Source organism: Lysinibacillus sp. NPDC058147, assembly GCF_042884205.1.
Lineage (GTDB): Bacteria > Bacillota > Bacilli > Bacillales_A > Planococcaceae > Lysinibacillus.
Genome location: NZ_JBHVUJ010000002.1, coordinates 376,126 through 391,936 on the forward strand (window position 1 = coordinate 376,126; position 15,811 = coordinate 391,936).

The 15,811-nt window shown below is 35.4% G+C and carries 15 protein-coding genes and 1 pseudogene; 2 read left to right on the forward strand and 14 right to left on the reverse strand.

Annotated features, from left to right (window positions below; all coding sequences use genetic code 11):
• Window positions 1-158 precede the first annotated feature (158 nt).
• The 6 genes from ACFVT8_RS07215 to ACFVT8_RS07240 form a co-directional block, all read right to left on the reverse strand.
• On the reverse strand, window positions 159-512 hold the full coding sequence (locus tag ACFVT8_RS07215) for a class I SAM-dependent methyltransferase (protein ID WP_387082918.1): 354 nt from the start codon (window positions 510-512) through the stop codon (window positions 159-161).
• Window positions 513-581: 69 nt separating this feature from the next.
• Window positions 582-1,673, reverse strand: coding sequence for a DUF4179 domain-containing protein (locus ACFVT8_RS07220; RefSeq protein ID WP_387082919.1), 1,092 nt, complete (start codon window positions 1,671-1,673; stop codon window positions 582-584).
• A complete protein-coding gene (locus ACFVT8_RS07225) occupies window positions 1,670-2,224 on the reverse strand; it encodes a sigma-70 family RNA polymerase sigma factor (protein WP_387082920.1) in 555 nt (184 codons plus the stop codon). Before ACFVT8_RS07225 ends, ACFVT8_RS07220 begins: the two co-directional genes overlap by 4 nt.
• Before the next feature lie 390 nt (window positions 2,225-2,614).
• A complete protein-coding gene (locus tag ACFVT8_RS07230) occupies window positions 2,615-3,112 on the reverse strand; it encodes an LURP-one-related/scramblase family protein (protein ID WP_387082921.1) in 498 nt (165 codons plus the stop codon).
• 927 nt (window positions 3,113-4,039) lie between these two features.
• Window positions 4,040-5,254 carry a formaldehyde dehydrogenase, glutathione-independent gene (fdhA, locus tag ACFVT8_RS07235; RefSeq protein WP_387082922.1) on the reverse strand — a complete coding sequence of 405 codons (1,215 nt, stop codon included), beginning with the start codon at window positions 5,252-5,254 and terminating at the stop codon, window positions 4,040-4,042.
• A gap of 612 nt (window positions 5,255-5,866) precedes the next feature.
• Window positions 5,867-6,742: a tyrosine-type recombinase/integrase gene (locus tag ACFVT8_RS07240; protein ID WP_387082923.1), complete on the reverse strand. Its 876-nt coding sequence runs from the start codon at window positions 6,740-6,742 to the stop codon at window positions 5,867-5,869.
• Between the two features lie 343 nt (window positions 6,743-7,085).
• Here ACFVT8_RS07240 and ACFVT8_RS07245 point away from each other — a divergent pair, with 343 nt between their 5' ends.
• Window positions 7,086-7,880 (forward strand): enoyl-CoA hydratase/isomerase family protein, encoded by a 795-nt coding sequence (locus ACFVT8_RS07245; RefSeq protein WP_387082924.1) that lies wholly within the window; start codon window positions 7,086-7,088, stop codon window positions 7,878-7,880.
• A gap of 47 nt (window positions 7,881-7,927) precedes the next feature.
• Here the strand turns inward: ACFVT8_RS07245 and ACFVT8_RS07250 are convergent, their stop codons facing one another.
• Window positions 7,928-8,743 carry a hypothetical protein gene (locus tag ACFVT8_RS07250; protein WP_387082925.1) on the reverse strand — a complete coding sequence of 272 codons (816 nt, stop codon included), beginning with the start codon at window positions 8,741-8,743 and terminating at the stop codon, window positions 7,928-7,930.
• 308 nt (window positions 8,744-9,051) lie between these two features.
• Between ACFVT8_RS07250 and ACFVT8_RS07255 the strand changes: the two genes are divergently transcribed.
• Window positions 9,052-10,227 carry an aminotransferase class I/II-fold pyridoxal phosphate-dependent enzyme gene (locus tag ACFVT8_RS07255; RefSeq protein ID WP_387082926.1) on the forward strand — a complete coding sequence of 392 codons (1,176 nt, stop codon included), beginning with the start codon at window positions 9,052-9,054 and terminating at the stop codon, window positions 10,225-10,227.
• Between the two features lie 122 nt (window positions 10,228-10,349).
• On the opposite strand, the pseudogene ACFVT8_RS07260 reads toward ACFVT8_RS07255, so the two are convergent.
• From ACFVT8_RS07260 to ACFVT8_RS07290, 7 genes and pseudogenes are all read right to left on the reverse strand, one after another.
• Window positions 10,350-10,676: pseudogene (locus ACFVT8_RS07260) on the reverse strand (NUDIX hydrolase); the annotation flags it as partial.
• A 293-nt stretch (window positions 10,677-10,969) separates the two neighbouring features.
• Window positions 10,970-11,272 (reverse strand): hypothetical protein, encoded by a 303-nt coding sequence (locus ACFVT8_RS07265; RefSeq protein ID WP_387082927.1) that lies wholly within the window; start codon window positions 11,270-11,272, stop codon window positions 10,970-10,972.
• Window positions 11,273-11,602: 330 nt separating this feature from the next.
• Window positions 11,603-11,842: a DUF2798 domain-containing protein gene (locus ACFVT8_RS07270; protein ID WP_387082929.1), complete on the reverse strand. Its 240-nt coding sequence runs from the start codon at window positions 11,840-11,842 to the stop codon at window positions 11,603-11,605.
• 280 nt (window positions 11,843-12,122) lie between these two features.
• The gene (locus ACFVT8_RS07275; RefSeq protein WP_387082930.1) at window positions 12,123-13,316 is read right to left on the reverse strand and encodes an MFS transporter; all 1,194 of its coding nucleotides are present in this window, start codon (window positions 13,314-13,316) and stop codon (window positions 12,123-12,125) included.
• 73 nt (window positions 13,317-13,389) lie between these two features.
• Complete coding sequence (locus ACFVT8_RS07280) at window positions 13,390-13,917, reverse strand: TetR/AcrR family transcriptional regulator (RefSeq protein ID WP_387082931.1); 528 nt, start codon at window positions 13,915-13,917, stop codon at window positions 13,390-13,392.
• A gap of 807 nt (window positions 13,918-14,724) precedes the next feature.
• Window positions 14,725-15,144: a DUF1801 domain-containing protein gene (locus ACFVT8_RS07285; protein ID WP_387082933.1), complete on the reverse strand. Its 420-nt coding sequence runs from the start codon at window positions 15,142-15,144 to the stop codon at window positions 14,725-14,727.
• 101 nt (window positions 15,145-15,245) lie between these two features.
• Window positions 15,246-15,809 (reverse strand): GyrI-like domain-containing protein, encoded by a 564-nt coding sequence (locus tag ACFVT8_RS07290; RefSeq protein ID WP_387082934.1) that lies wholly within the window; start codon window positions 15,807-15,809, stop codon window positions 15,246-15,248.
• Between the last annotated feature and the right edge of the window lie 2 nt (window positions 15,810-15,811).

Sequence of the window (15,811 nt, forward strand, 5' to 3'; positions counted from 1 at the left end):
TGGATAAGTGTTATTGGATAAAGGTAATCATATTTATAAATTCAATTTTCTTTTCCCTTATTTGCTGTTACAATCGGGTGCTCTAAAGAAAATAGTAAAATTCCTCCTTCGCATAATGCTTTACTTATCTTCTTTATGAGTAACTGAAAATCTGCAAATTAGTGAAAAGCTAATGAACTACTAACAAAATCAATTGTTCCATTCTGTAATGTCATATCTTCAAATGCAGCCTGCTCAAAGGTTAGACACTCATGAATACGACGCTTTTTTGCATTAGCAACCATGTTTGAAGAAATATCAATTCCAGTAACATGTTTTGCACCTAGGCTAATACAATATGCTGCAAAATCTCCCATTCCGCAGCCAATATCTAATACTACTTTATTTTTAAGGGGAGGAATTATTGTGAAAAAGTTTGGTTGTTCAAGTAAATTGTTATAATTATATTCTCGTGCTCGTATTTCTTGGTATTTCTCAAAAAACGTATTGTTATCATATATATTCTGTTTCATTTTACCCTTTATTTACAATATATTAAAAGGCAGAAATCCCACTCGATTTCTACCTTTATTTTTATGGTATTACTTTATAGGAACTATGATGGGTTCAATTGCATAGGGTTCTTTAATGAGTTCTAGTGCACCATCACTGTCCTTCATTTTGTAAATACCTACTACAGGAGTAATCATTATCGATGTTGCTTTTTCATCAAAACGATTTGTAGTAATGCGTGCTTGATTCCCGCTTAGGTCATTGAAATCTGTACTATGTCCTGTACCTCTGTGATGAACAATATTATACACATTTCCTAAATCATCGGACACCTTGTACTCAATTGATACGCCACGCCACTCTTCTTCCTCTTTAGCTATTGACGCCATATCTACTAATTCTGAAATTTTCAGTGTTGTAGAAACAGGTGTTTCAGTTATTTCTCTAACGATTACTTCTGTACCTTCAGCTTCCGTTATTATACTACCTTTTTCAAATATTTTAGTTTCACTTGCGAGCTTTGCTAAAGTGAATTCAAATGACCAGTCTCCTGCTATTGCATTATTTCCATTATTTAGATCAACAATTTTATTTCCTTGGAAAGTAATTTGTACTTTCTCTGGCTTTGGTCCTTTAATGAGTTCGTAAATATATAATACAGCATACTCTTTGTCATTTATTTTTTTGACAATATAATGATTATCGAATCCACTATGTTCATATCTATTTTCAAATTCATCAGCAGTTATTTCACCCTCTAAGATCGGTCTTTCCCCTAACTTTTTTTCACTCTTTATTGTATAAGCTATCGTAATATTTTCTCCATCGTAAACAGCATCTGTTACAGTTACTTCAACATCATTACTTTCTTGAGTCGTTCCAATACTTGTAGAATATTCATCATGCTTTTCGAATACATACTTCTCGTCATCAACGAATAACCCAAATATATTCCCGACAACCGGTATGTTTGCCGCAAAAGTAGGGAATGCGTAGCCAATTGAAATACTTGAAGCAACTAAAAATACAGCTGCAGCGACAAAACTTCTTGTTAAATGCTTTTTCTTATTTACTTTCATTACATTTCTTTTAATTCTCTTTTTTTCAAGAGTACTCACTTCCATCGGGTCCATATTCATGTCGATTTTTAAGTGATTAAATTGTTTATATAACTTTTTCATGTCACACTTCCCCCTAATCGAATCTGTTGTAACCGTTTCTTCCCACGATACAATCGGTTATCAATAGCAGCCTTTGTCAAACCGTGATGCTCAGCAATTTCTTCATTTCTCATATTTAAAAAGTATTTCATCGTAAAAATATCACGGTCTAATTGGTCTAATTGGCTCATCATTTTTAATAATTCTTCTGTAGAAGTCCTTATCAAAAATTCTTCTTCAGCTGATTTTACCGCCTCACTTTTTTCATCTATCTCATAAAACAATGGCGTTTTAGATAACTTTCTTTGTTTATTGATTGCTTTATATTTTGCTATTGTGCAAATCCATTTTCTAAAATCCTCTTTATCTCCTTCAAATTGCTTAGCATTTTCGAAAGCTCCCAAAAATGTATCACTTATACATTCTTCTATCATTTGTGGATCATTGTAAGATTTTAAAGCATTGTATATAACTGCTTTTACGATTCCGACATACTCGTCGATTACATATTGAAGTGCTTCTTCTCGCTTTTTCTTAAGATACTTTATAAAGTTTTCATTAGTTATCCTCATACAAACACCCTTTCTTAAAACATAAGAGCCCCTACACTTAAAACATCGCTCAAAATTAAATTAATTCTCATAATCATTAGAAAATTCTCGAAATATTTTCAATAAAAATAAATAGTACGCCATCAAACATACTACATTCTATTTTTTTATAAGTTTCTTTCCCTAAATTCAATTTTATTACAAAAGTAGTAAGTATAAACAAAAAACAGACCAAATCTTAATCGATTTAGCCTGTTATAGTTTATCTTTTTATACTTTAAGGTCTTCACATAAAAATTCCATAATAAAAAGCAAGGAATTCTTTCGAGAATTCCCCACTTTTTTAATATTATTCTAAAATTTGAATTTCTAAAGAAAACCTCTAAGCATTTTATATAGTACGTCCCTAAGTTAAGTCGCCGCTGCTGAGGAAGCAGCAGCGTGGTCAGCCTTTACACAATCAATTGCGACAACGAGCGCGATAATGATAGCTTCCATCTCTTCATTCAATATTTGTACCTTGTAGCTATCGCCCCAAGTGAACCACTCCTTGTTCACTTTACCGACGACTTCACCATGCTGTATGATTTGAAAATCCATATCCCACCAGTTACCTTCTACCTCAATGCCTGCAGCATCAATTGTATAGCGTGCTTTAAAGAAAGAAAACTCCTTCTTAATCGTTATCACCTCTTGACCGTTTACTTCAACAAAAAACTTCGGTAAAAAGCTGAACACCTTTTTCGTAATAAACGCGACCTCATCTCTTGCTGCATTCATAATGGAGAACGATTTTGGAATTTGCATAAAACTGCCCTCTATGTAATAAACATCCTTCTCCTGCTGATCCTTTACCGTAAATTTTCCACTTAAACTGAATACCTTCTGCTTTATAAAAAGTTGCTTCATACTACGCCTCCTTTTTAATAGCATATTACTAAAACCGTTTTTATCATAGACAATAATTACAGAAGTGGGTTTTATACGTATAATATTTAATGAAATTTGCCTAGGAGAAAAATATTTTCTTTATACATATTCACCATATAAATAACTCTCTTACTTGTAACATAGAAATAAAGCCTATTCAAGACAGCTATATCTTAAATAGGCTTATTGTTTTTTTACAAAGAAAACGCACTTACTTATGATACGGTTCCCCGTAATGTATCTAAATGAGGTTCGGTACATTTTCTTTTAAAACCAATTCGCTGATTAACTCGCTGGGATGTAAAAACTAAAGGCTCTGTTAAACACAATAGTTGATTTTATTAGAATCCATTGAAAAGCTAGTTTCGTCTCTTCTTTTAAAATCAACACAAGCTCCAAGATAATGATAAACAATCAAATACACAGAGTATTATTATATTAAAAAAGCATAAGTTAAATAGAAAGTAAAGATTTTATTGAATTTAATCCATCAAGTACTTGTTTAACTTCAATATTTTTTGACCAAACTTCATCTTCGATTTCTACTCGTTATTAACTACAAGACATAGGTTAAGCTATGGCTGTGCATCCGCTCTACTAAAACCTATTAACTCTTATTCCTCAAGGTGAATCATATTTACCATTCCTACAAATTGAACCTTCTTTGGCTTTTTAATATGGGCTTCCTTTACTGCTGGTTAAACAAAAGTGGTTTCTTTATTCAGACACAACCTGAATACCTGAATACAAATATACTTGTGGTAAATAAGCAACGAAAAAAGGGAGACTTTGAGAAATGAAGTTCAAAGTCTCCTTAGAATATCAGCATACTATCTAGTTCTTATTGAAAAGTAGCCAAAGGTTTGTCCTCTATGCTTATTTCAATTTAACCCCTGTAGAAATCTCTTACTTTACTAGACCGTGTGGGTCGATGACGAATTTTCTGGCAGCCCCTTTATCAAAATCTTGATATGCCTTTGGAGCTTCGTCTAATGATATTAATGTAGCATTAACAGCTTTCGCAATTTGAGCTCTTCCACTCAAAATTGCCGCCATTAAATCGCGATGATATTTCATAACAGGTGTTTGACCAGTTACAAAAGTATGTGCTTTAGCCCATCCTAAGCCAAGACGAATTTTTAACGTACCAATTTTCGCATCTTCATCAATTCCACCAGGGTCCCCGGTTACGTAAAGACCCGGTATACCTAAACGTCCTCCAGCACGTGTTATTTGCATAATAGAATTTAAAACAGTAGCAGGTGCTTCAACTGCATTAGCTCCATGTGCAGATGCTTCAAATCCTACACAATCTACAGCACAATCTACTTCAGGTGCTCCAAGTATTTGGTCAATTTGCTCTCCTAGGTTTGAATGATTTCGTAAATTAACTGTTTCGCAACCAAAGCTTCTAGCTTGAGCTAACCTTTCTTCATTTAAATCTCCTACAATTACTACAGCGGCTCCTAGTAACTGAGCTGAATGAGCAGCAGCGAGACCAACTGGACCTGCACCTGCGATATATACAGTTGATCCCGGTTTCACACCTGCACTTACGGCACCATGATATCCAGTTGGAAATATATCTGAAAGCATTGTTAAATCTCTAATTTTCTCCATTGCTTGGTCTTTATCAGGAAATTTTAATAATTGGAAGTCGGCATATGGCACCATTACATACTCAGATTGACCTCCAACCCATCCTCCCATATCGACATAACCATATGCTGAACCAGGACGATCTGGATTTACATTCTCACAAATATGAGTATTCCGCTCCTTACAGCTACGGCACCGACCGCAAGCTATATTAAATGGAACAGAAACTAAATCACCTTTTTTAATAAATTCAACATCTCGGCCTACTTCAATCACTTCTCCTGTAATCTCGTGGCCTAGAACTAATCCTGTCGGAGCTGTAGTTCTCCCCCTCACCATATGCTGATCGCTTCCACAAATATTAGTTGTTACTACCTTTAAAATAACACCATGATCACATTTGCGTCCTACATTAAGTGGATTTACCCCTGGTCCATCTCGTAAAACCAAATCTGGAAAACCAATATCTTGCACTTCTACGTTTCCGGAGCCCATATAGGCCACAGCTCTATTTCCAACCACTTGCAATTCCTCCCCTATATCATAAATTCATACAATCTATACATATGGCTACTTTGTCCTAATCATTCCGATGAAAAATAATATTCGTTCGTTCAAATTATTCATTTCTTGTTTAACGAAATGGATCTATCTCTCACGTCTATTTCTCTACTTTACAATTGAATTCACCCATTTCAATTAAGTAGAGATTTTTTTCCTTGCAAACTGCATATGAACTAAAAGAAGAGAGTTGGTCCATAAAGAACTGACTCTCTTCTTTTAGTTCATACTATTAGGTCTATTTTTTCTTTTTAATCAACGCTCCATTAAATGAATAGAATCTCACTTACTTGTGGTACGGTTCACCGAAACTAATATGAAAATGTAATACCTATTTTCGATCGTGCGCCTATCTTTATTGTTAAATGATAAAACAGACATTTTATTTAAGGAGTGATGCAAAGTGCATATATTAACTTCTTTCAGAAAATGTTCTTTGTAGCGAAAGCGGAGCGACAGAAAGAAGTCTCCCATCTCTATAGAGGGTGAGATGAATGTGGGTTTAAGTTACTTTTTAGAGGGTGTTTGGACACTCGTTGAAAAAAGTTGATTATTTTTATAAAAAATCCATCTTTATTCAAAACGCCCCTGTCTCTCAGTAAGCACCCATTTTCGAACATAGCCCATTTTTTCCTGAATATTTTCGATTGTTTTTTCACTTTGAAATGCCTTTTGCATGACCGTGTAGCGCAAATCCGTAGCTCTCACATTTGTCCCCATATCCTTAGACATCGTTTGGAAAATTCGCTCAATTGTTTTCGTTGAGATGGATTTTGATTGACTTGCCTCGCTAACCCAAAGCCATTCTCCTGACTTTTCTTCATGTAATTTCTCTGTTGCCTCTTTATAGTGCGTGAGCATATCCATTAATATCGGGGAAAGCTTTATTTCTCTGCGTCCATTCTGGTTAGCAATGTAAACTACAGATGAATCAAAGTTAAGATGAGCCCATTTCATACGTACAAGTTCTGCTGGCTTACATCCTGTTTCCATTAGTATTTGGACAATGCAGCCATTACGTCTTGCTAACCATGCATGCTCCATTGTTTTAGCGTATTGAAAATAGGTTGGCCAGATATTCGCAATTTGCAGCAATTGTTTATTAGTCAGTAATGTTAAAGCCTCTTTTTGCCTCTTTTTTGGCTGTAAAATACCCTCATAGTCAAAGGGCTCTACCCACTCCCTTAAAAAGACAAAGTCTACAAAGCTTCGTAATGTAGCAATTTTATGATTAAATGTGTTGACATTTGTATAGGTCTCTTTCAAATAATTACTATATAAGAATAACACTTCTTTTAAATGATGATCCACATACAAGTAGTTATTGTCATGAGCAATCGCTAAAAATTGCTGTCCATCTATATTATACTGCTTTATAGTAGCAGGACTTTTCTTTAAAGAATTTAAAAGTAATAAATAGCTTTTCCATGCGTCCACAAGTGTGTTCATCTTGCTACCTCCTTATTAACTGTGCGTGTTTTAACTTTAGTTTACTATATTTTGGGTGCGTACGTTTATTATTAATTTATATAAATTATAATGTCGGATAATCTGTAATATTCATACACTATCCTGCTTCCACTGTTCAAATGGTCCGCTAGCAGTGTCTCATATCTTTTGTTTTCTTACAATAGTAATTTCACTTTAGCTGTTGTAGTACAATTTCTTTAAAATGCCACTATTCTTGTATAACAAGGCTTATTTACATGAAAATTCGTATAATTTAGTGTTTATTGTAGTTTGTGTTATATAATAAGTGTATCAACTATAAAATGTAGGGGGCTTTTCAAGTATGCAAGTAAAAACAACTCGACTTGAAGCAGAAGACGCAAAAATTATTTATCAAGAAACAGCTGGGCTAGCGATTATTACGATCCATCGCCCACAAGCTAAAAACGCGCTAACAGCAAATATGTGGGATCAATTAGCTAAAATTGCCCTACGAGTATTAGATAATCCGAAAAATAAAGTATTGATTTTACGCGGCTCTGGCGAGAACTTTACGGCCGGATCTGATATTAAAGAATTCAACGCCATTTCCCTTGAAAAAGCCGAAGAAGCATTTGTACATATGGAAAAAACAATTTCCACAATTGAGCGTTTACCAATTCCTACGATCGGTGTAATTAATGGTCCTGCAATGGGTGCTGGTTTAGAGCTTGCATTAGCCTGTGATATACGCATTGGCTCTGAAAAAGCAAAGCTCGGTATCCCTGTCGGCAAATTAGGGATCACCTTAAATAACAAATTTGCACAACGTTTAGTTCAATTAGTTGGTCCTTCTACAACGAAGGATTTAGTATTTACAGGTCGTATGTTTAAAGCTGAAGAAGCCTTCAAGCTAGGCATGCTAAACTACTTAGTAGCTGAGAAAGACTTAAATAAATACATGATCCGCATGGGTAAACTTGTTGCAGGTATGTCACCTGAATCTTTACTAGCTGTGAAGAAATCTGTGCAAGAATGCGTGGACAGTGTGCCAACATTATGGCAAGGTTCAACACCGTTTGTCGGAAAGGATTTTGCAGAGGGCTGCAGTGCGTTTGTAGAAAAACGCCAGCCACAATTTACACGTCAATCAAAATAACAAACAGGTACTCTGCTCGCCTCTCTTGCGAATGGAGTACCTGTTTTTTAAAATTTTCGCTTTAGCACGACCGACTTAATGTGAAGATGAATTGCATCTAATTCATAACCAAATTGTTGATGAAATTCCTCTTGTATCATTTTTTGTAATGCATATAATCGATCTGGTAAGGAATAATTAATGGGTAGCTTTAGCTGTAATGTAATTGTTGCTTGCGCTAGATCACCTAATACGAATTGTACGTGCTCGACTTTGTGTACAATATCTTGTTTGGCACAACAATACGTTAGTAGTTGCACGTAAACATGCTTTCCAATATCGATATACTCCTGTTGAAAATCAGGGCGAACGATCGTCGTCTCCCCTATTTTTTCTCGCTTTGAAGAGAAAATCTCCATCCCTCTTTGAACTAGTCGTATAAAAAAGTTTTGTTCGACTTGACGGTACGGTATTGGCATAACGTGTTTCCCTTGAGTCTGTCGAATAAAGCGAGCTTTAGCAATTTCTTTTTGGGAACGGACATCTTCAACATAGTAATAGTTATTAATAGGACCAAGCTCTAGCTGTCGAGCTATCGTCTTTGTCATTTTATCGGATGTGCCAATCAGTAAAATTGACTGTACCTTATATGTATCAAGTGCTTTTTTTACTTCATCGCGATGTGTATCATCTGTAAAAATAGCTCGACGAACGGCTGTTATCGTATTTTTCTCAAATTTTGCGGAGATTCCCGCTACTTTCATACCATTTACAATGAGAAGACCATCATCAATAAGAGCCTCTACGCCGATTTTATGGGCGAAAACAAGCGCGCTTGTACTTTTCCCTGTCCCACTTGGCCCACTTAAAGAATAAACATTCATGACTAACAGCTCCTTTCCATTACATGATAGCAGAAACATATCACTTTTTCCGTCCAAATATTATTATTTTCAGCATTAGATTAATTATGCCTCAGCATAATTCCGTTCAGAATCAGCATTGTGCTGAGGCCTGTTCGATGCAGGTCAGCTAGCCTTTATGAACTCCTTTCCGATTCCGCTAGCCTACGCATACATCTTCTTCAATATAGAAATATATTCTTTTTTCAGAATAACTTTCCCTTTATGTGCTTTAGTATGATAAAATGTGAACTACTATTCTGTTATAGAACTATAAGGAGTGTACTAGTTTGAAAATCGTACCATCTAAAAAAATGTCTTTATTTACAGCAGCAATTTTCGGAGATTTAAAAAATCATGCTAAACAACAGGAAGCGAAAGGCATGAAAATGATTGACTTAAGCTTAGGTAGTCCAGACTTACCCCCTGACGCTAAAATCCGCGAGCATTTATCGTATAGAGCAGGTTTAGCAGAATCCTACGGATATACATTAACTGGCACGCAACGTTTTTATGATGCTGTTAGTCGCTATTATAAACGTCGTAGCAACGTAGATTTAGATCCCGCTTCTGAAATCATTCAAACAATTGGTTCTCAAGAAGGATTAGTGCATTTACCAATTGCCTTTTGTGATCCAGGAGATATCGTATTATCCACAAACCCAGCTTACGTTGCCTATGATGCAGGAATTCATCTAGCAGGGGCAACTCCTTACTATATGCCTCAAACAGCTGATAACGATTATTTACCAGACTTAGACGCTGTTCCTGAAGATATTGCACAAAAAGCAAAGCTACTAATTTTAAACTTACCTGGTAATCCAGTGACTGCAATGCCTTCTTTCGCTTATTTTGAAAAAGTCATTGCCTTTGCGAAAAAATATAATATCATCGTTCTACATGATGCGGCATATTCTGAGTTCTACTTTACAGGCGATGGCCCAATTAGCTTCCTAGCTACTCCTGGAGCAAAGGAAGTTGGAATGGAAATTAACTCATTATCGAAAAGCTTTAGCCTTGCTGGTACACGTATCGCTTATATCGCTGGTAATGCTGAGATGATTTCGATCTTAAAACAATTAAAGTCTAATTTAGATTTCGGTATTTTCGAGCCAATTCAAGATGCGGCAGTCGTAGCACTTGATAACGCGGAGGAAATTACAGCAGGCCTACGTGCAACATTCTCAGAACGCCACAAAACATTAATGAACGGCTTACGTGATTTAGGATGGGATGCAGCCCCTTCTGACGGTGGCATGTTCGTTTGGGCAAAATATCCGTACGATATTGACTGCACAGAGCTAGCCTTTAAAATAATTGAACAAGCTGGTATCGTGACAGTCCCTGGTACAGTATTTGGCTCGGCTGGACAAGGCTATTTACGTTTAGCCTTAGTACAACCTAAAGAATTGTTACAGGAAGCTGTAGATCGTTTAGCACAACTACAAGTTACATCACAAAAATAATTATATAAATAACATGAAAACCCTTCTAACTTTAGTATTGGAGGGTTTTTGTTATTACTTTTTATGTAATCTTCAAGTATCGGTCTATCAGGTGGACTAATATTTTTGGGTAAATCATTTTAAGAGAAAAATTGTAACATTGTTGCCTCATTTTGATCATGAACAAGGAGACCACTATATTCTTTACACTCAAATGCTGTATCAACGTTAAAAACTTCATCACTATGCGGATATTGATAATAAAATTCTTGTCCGGAATACGTATTGATTAATGTTAAATTTTTTGCTCTCAGTACTGTTTCCTCAAATAATTCTCGATGGGCAACTTGCTCTAATGTTTCACCTAGCTCCATAGATCCACCAATTAACCCCCAACACCCGTTATCTTTCCGAAGCTGCATTAAAATTTGTTGACGATTATTAATGACCAATACACAAGCACTACACATAAATCAATTATGCCATGGCATAATTGCGTCTGGAATCGGCTTTGTGCTTGCACAAAGCACTCCTTTCCGATTCCGTGACATCTGCCGGAGGCTTTAACTTCTTTTAGCGGATGTCTGGACACCCGCTGAAAGAAGTTAATGGTCTGGTTCCAACTACTTTACGCAAATCCTTTATATATCCCATAAAGTTCTCCTTTTTTACGTAGGTTCATTTATACATCTCTCTTATTTATTATAATTGACTAGTATTTTCACTAATACATAATCTTCAGTCCACTTTTGTGTAGCTACAATCAAATTTTCACCATGTCTTTCAAAGAAGAGTCCATACCATCCTTTTGTTTAAAAATCCAACCATTTCGGCCAACGATTTCCTTGATCATATTATCTGCTACTGATGTATTTCTTTCTTTTATTACATACCATTCATAATCGTTTTCATTCGACAATTTAACAAGTTGATTCTCGGTATCATTTATTTTTTCTAAAACTGCTTTTTTGCTTAGATTTTCTATAGGGAGTGGTGGAAGATAGAGTTTGTTGTAAAATACGAATGCTCCAACAAGGATAATTATTATTCCAATTGTTAATAACATTTTTTCAAAAAAACACCTCATTCTACAAATATCCATCAACACCTTCTCGCTCTATTTTACAGTAGATATAAATTGAATGGATAATGCTTCAGGAAGTAATATAGTAATCGAAATATTTAGTGGAGGTGAAGAGGAAGAATAAGCAGACTTTCAAGGATCAACAGTTTGTGCTGATCATGAAAGTAGCATTAAGAAATAAATACGTGAAACTGATTTACACGCTTATGTTGTTTTTCTCAAGGTTTTTGGGGATGAGTCCAAAGTTTGTTGTGGATTTGAAATAAAGTTATGATGTTTTATCTATTGCCGACGTAGTATTTCACTTTATTTTTAAGCTTCATTCTCAATAAACGTGAACATTTTCATTATCCTTTTAACTACAAAAGGTAGTAAGTTAGAAGCTATAAATGCAACCACAAAAGCAATTCCCCATGCTTTCATCCATGATTTAAGGAATAAAGCAGTATATCCAACATTCATTGAAGTCATAACGAAAGAGATAATACTGGATATACCTAAAATCATAAGGACACTAAAAATTAATGGTTCGTATTTTTTATTGATTTTCAAAATTTACACCTTTTTCTATCTATTCTACGCTATCAAATTTGATCAACAACTAATCTTACAGTTTAATATCTAGTATGTCCAGGTTCTTTTGCATTGCCAATAGCAATTTTAAAGAATAACCTTACAAAAAAAACCCCCGAATAAAAATATTCGAAGGAATGTAATTACTATATTCATTTATTATTTTTTCGTTTACTTTTTTCTTTAAATAATTATGTTGTATGTCATCTGTATCTGCAAAAGCTTCTTTTCTATTTGAATGAACATCCATATAGTTTAATTACTTTTTCTCGGTCGCATAATAAATCATCGCAATGGTCGGTAAAGCTATTCCAATCAATAATGCTGCTTTCCAACCAAACATGGCGTATGCCCATCCTCCTGTCGCAGAACCAATAGCACCACCTCCAAAAAAAATGGCCATGTATAATCCATTAAGTCGGCTTCGAAACTCTGCTCCCAATGAGAAAATAGCGCGTTGACCAAGGACTAGATTAGCAGAAACCCCCATGTCTAAAAGAATTGCCGAAACTACCAATATTACTAATGCTATTGTCGAGCCTCTTTGAATCATAAGGGGTAGAATGACAGAAATGATAACTAAAGCTAAAGCTAATCCTGTAGCTGGTCGAACCCAACCTTTATCAGCAAGACGACCTGCCACAGGTGCAGCAACCGCTCCAGATACTCCTACCAATGCGAACAACGCAACTTCTTTTTGCGAAAAATTGAAAATCGGACTGGTCAATAACATAGGAACAGTTGTCCAGAACAAACTAAAAGTTCCGAACACACAAAAGTGATAGATTGCTCTACGTTGTAGGACTGGTGTCGATTTGAGTAAATGCAACATAGATTTCAGCAGTGTTGAATATTGTGTTGTTGTCATTGGTTGCCTTGTAGGAAGTAACTTTACTAATACAAAAGCCAGAATAAAAATTATTACAGCGGAAAAGACGAATATAGCGCGCCAGCCCATAAACTCCGCCACAATACTTGATATGGGACGAGCGAGCATGATACCAAGTAACAAACCACTCATAACATTCCCCACATTGCGGCCACGTGTGGCATCGGGTGAAAGATGAGCTGCATACGGTACTAGTACCTGAGCTGCTACTGAGCCTACCCCGATAAACAGTGAAGTTGCAAGAAATAGCGTAGCACTTTTAACCACTGCAGCAATCGCCAACACGACTGCAGTGAAGAGCAATAAAGTAACAACAAGTTTTCTATTTTCCAGGATATCTCCCAGAGGAACGATAAATAACAATCCGATTCCGTATCCAATTTGAGTCAGCGTGACGATGAGGCCAGCTGCCCCGGAAGATAATTCGAGTGTAGAACTGATGGGTCCTACTAAAGGTTGCGCATAATAGAGATTAGCAACAATCACGCCACAAGCTATGGCCAAAATGAGTATAATCCACGATGAAACAGGTTTCTCCATTTTTTGTTTTGCGATTAAACTCATAGAAAACTCTCCCTCACTTTATTAAAGTCGTAGTTACCGGAATGATCATTCCAGTAATGTTAAAAAAATTTGTCTATAGCATCTCAATTACAGTATCCATCATGTCATAAATAATTTTTTTGTTGTTTTTTACCTTGGAAACTACTTTGATACTGTGATTAAGGTTAAGTAGTAAATGTGATAAAGCCTTTATATCTTTCTTAGGGTTGATTTCTCCCACCTGCTGTCCTTTACTTAATAGTTCATAGAAAGACTGTTCTAATTCCTCAAAGCTGTCTCGTATCAATTTACTAAGTTGTTCATCAGGTGAATCCAAACCGATGCTTGCCTTTGTAATCAAACACCCTTTGGGCAAATCATCATCAAATGCAGAAGAAATATGCTGATCAAAATACTGCCGTATTCCAACTTTCGCAGACGGTGCATTTACCAAGAGATTGCGTTTATTTTGATTGAATTTTTTGTATTGGTGTATAGCCTCAATATAAAGTGTCTGTTTGTCCGTAAAGGTTTCGTATAAACTTGATCTGCTTAATTCCATAGCCTCTAACAAATCCGGTATACTCGTTGCATCGTAGCCTTTTTCCCAAAATACTAACATTGCCTTATGTAGTACGTGCTCCTTGTCAAACTCTTTTGAACGTCCGATGGTAAATTCCTCCTTTCCATAACAATAATATAATATTTCCGGAACGAATAGTCCAGTATTTTTTTTAACTAAATACTTCTAGCCCTCATTCCATCATTATTCGAAATTGTCGCTGCTCGTTTTGTTCTTTCGTCCTTATACGTATATATCTAGCCTTATAAAAAACAGCTACTGCACATTCGCAGTAGCTGTCTCCTCTTACACATCATATTTTTGATGGTTCTCATCCTCGTAACGATTATATCGCTGTTTAAATAGCTTGAATAAATGCGTCACCAGCACTTTAATAATGGCATAGCCAAGGATCCCTAAAATTGTATTGAAAATGCTAAAAATTCTACTCTTTCATATATAAATTAAATGTGAATTCTGAGGAACCATTAACAATGCAAAATGGATATATAGATATTAATTTGGGTGGTATTATTTTTTAGAAGGACTAAACTTCCATATATCTCCTTATATACCTTGACTAAAAATAATTAATTCGTTGTATCGACTTGTATAATAACGTTTATATTTTGAGCTTTGGAACATCAATTGATGGAATAAATTTACTCAATTAAAATAAGATGTTACAAGTTTAATAGATGATGTTGGAGGAAGCTGTTGATTGTTTTACAAGTGCAAGTTACATCACAAAAATAATCGTGTACACTATGCAAACCCTTCTAACTTTAACGGTTGGAAGGGTTTTTGCAATAGTTTAATATGTTGTTTTTTACTCATCATAATTGAAACAATTTTAATAACTATTTATTATATTCCAAGCATTGGTAGATGCTTTCGGGTATGATAAGTGAGTGCCAATGCAATGCACTGTTTTAATTCATTTACTGGTATTTCATCATTTTCCGCAAATACAATCGCTCGATTACCTTCATAGTTGAATAAATCTTGATAAACCTCTTTAAACGTATCAATTAGCTTCGTATTACAGTTAAAATACATGGCATATTGATCTGGGCTAGACTGTTTCCAGCCTAATCTAATTGTACTCCCTTTTTTTGTGATATAACTAGGCTCTCCCCATTTTAACGTTTCTTCCACATGATCAACGCTTATTGTCTCTATAGCCGTATCCAAAATTAACTGACGAAGAATCAATAGTTTTGATTGAATGTGTTTAGGGTACTGTTTGAATACTTCCTCCACCTTGGTATTTTCAATTGTACTCATATTCATCATTCCTTTTTTTAAAATAACAAACTAATCAATACTCAATCGTACGATTAATAAATTTCTACAAGCAATTCAAATTGTCTAATACAATCCGAAAGCTATTTTATCGAAATATAAATCTCTGCTTGTCCATCCTCTGGGTTAATATCCTTACTATAATATTCAAAATCACCTGTGAATGCTCGGTTATTGCCTGACTGCTGTGACCATTGCCATATATCAGCCCAAGTACGCTGAACCATTTCTATAATTGGTCCACGTTCTGTAACGAATACAGCATATTTTGCAGCAGGTACAATAAATGCTTTTATCATATCTAGGTTTTGAAGTTGTAATTCTTCCTTTATATGTACGCTGACCATTACTTCATAAAGTCCCGCATCCCCCTGTTCATAGTTGAAGTAACAGCTATAATGACCATCCTCTTGGATATGAGCTCCTAGCTTCTTACCAATATTTTGAGAATGGAAATTTTCGAACAACTTACCAATTTTGCCATCTTGGCTTTGTTCGGCTTCATTTGTTGTAACGGTACTTATTCCAGCTAACGTGAAGGAGGATAATATCTCAATTCGGCTAGGTTCAATTCGTTTCGTAGTAATGTTATCTTCAGACGATATGTAATTCCAGTCAGTCATACTTTTTTGTTCCTTTTGTTTCATCC

Excerpts from the sequence above, each read along its gene's own strand:
- ACFVT8_RS07230 (WP_387082921.1), bottom strand. The coding sequence starts at position 3,112 with ATGAAGCAACTTTTTATAAAGCAGAAGGTATTCAGTTTAAGTGGAAAA.
- ACFVT8_RS07285 (WP_387082933.1), bottom strand. The coding sequence starts at position 15,144 with ATGAGTACAATTGAAAATACCAAGGTGGAGGAAGTATTCAAACAGTAC.
- ACFVT8_RS07215 (WP_387082918.1), bottom strand. The coding sequence starts at position 512 with ATGAAACAGAATATATATGATAACAATACGTTTTTTGAGAAATACCAA.
- ACFVT8_RS07250 (WP_387082925.1), bottom strand. The coding sequence starts at position 8,743 with ATGAATGTTTATTCTTTAAGTGGGCCAAGTGGGACAGGGAAAAGTACA.
- ACFVT8_RS07275 (WP_387082930.1), bottom strand. The coding sequence starts at position 13,316 with ATGAGTTTAATCGCAAAACAAAAAATGGAGAAACCTGTTTCATCGTGG.
- ACFVT8_RS07220 (WP_387082919.1), bottom strand. The coding sequence starts at position 1,673 with ATGAAAAAGTTATATAAACAATTTAATCACTTAAAAATCGACATGAAT.
- ACFVT8_RS07225 (WP_387082920.1), bottom strand. The coding sequence starts at position 2,224 with ATGAGGATAACTAATGAAAACTTTATAAAGTATCTTAAGAAAAAGCGA.
- ACFVT8_RS07280 (WP_387082931.1), bottom strand. The coding sequence starts at position 13,917 with ATGTTAGTATTTTGGGAAAAAGGCTACGATGCAACGAGTATACCGGAT.
- ACFVT8_RS07290 (WP_387082934.1), bottom strand. The coding sequence starts at position 15,809 with ATGAAACAAAAGGAACAAAAAAGTATGACTGACTGGAATTACATATCG.
- ACFVT8_RS07265 (WP_387082927.1), bottom strand. The coding sequence starts at position 11,272 with ATGTTATTAACAATTGGAATAATAATTATCCTTGTTGGAGCATTCGTA.
- ACFVT8_RS07245 (WP_387082924.1), top strand. The coding sequence starts at position 7,086 with ATGCAAGTAAAAACAACTCGACTTGAAGCAGAAGACGCAAAAATTATT.
- ACFVT8_RS07240 (WP_387082923.1), bottom strand. The coding sequence starts at position 6,742 with ATGAACACACTTGTGGACGCATGGAAAAGCTATTTATTACTTTTAAAT.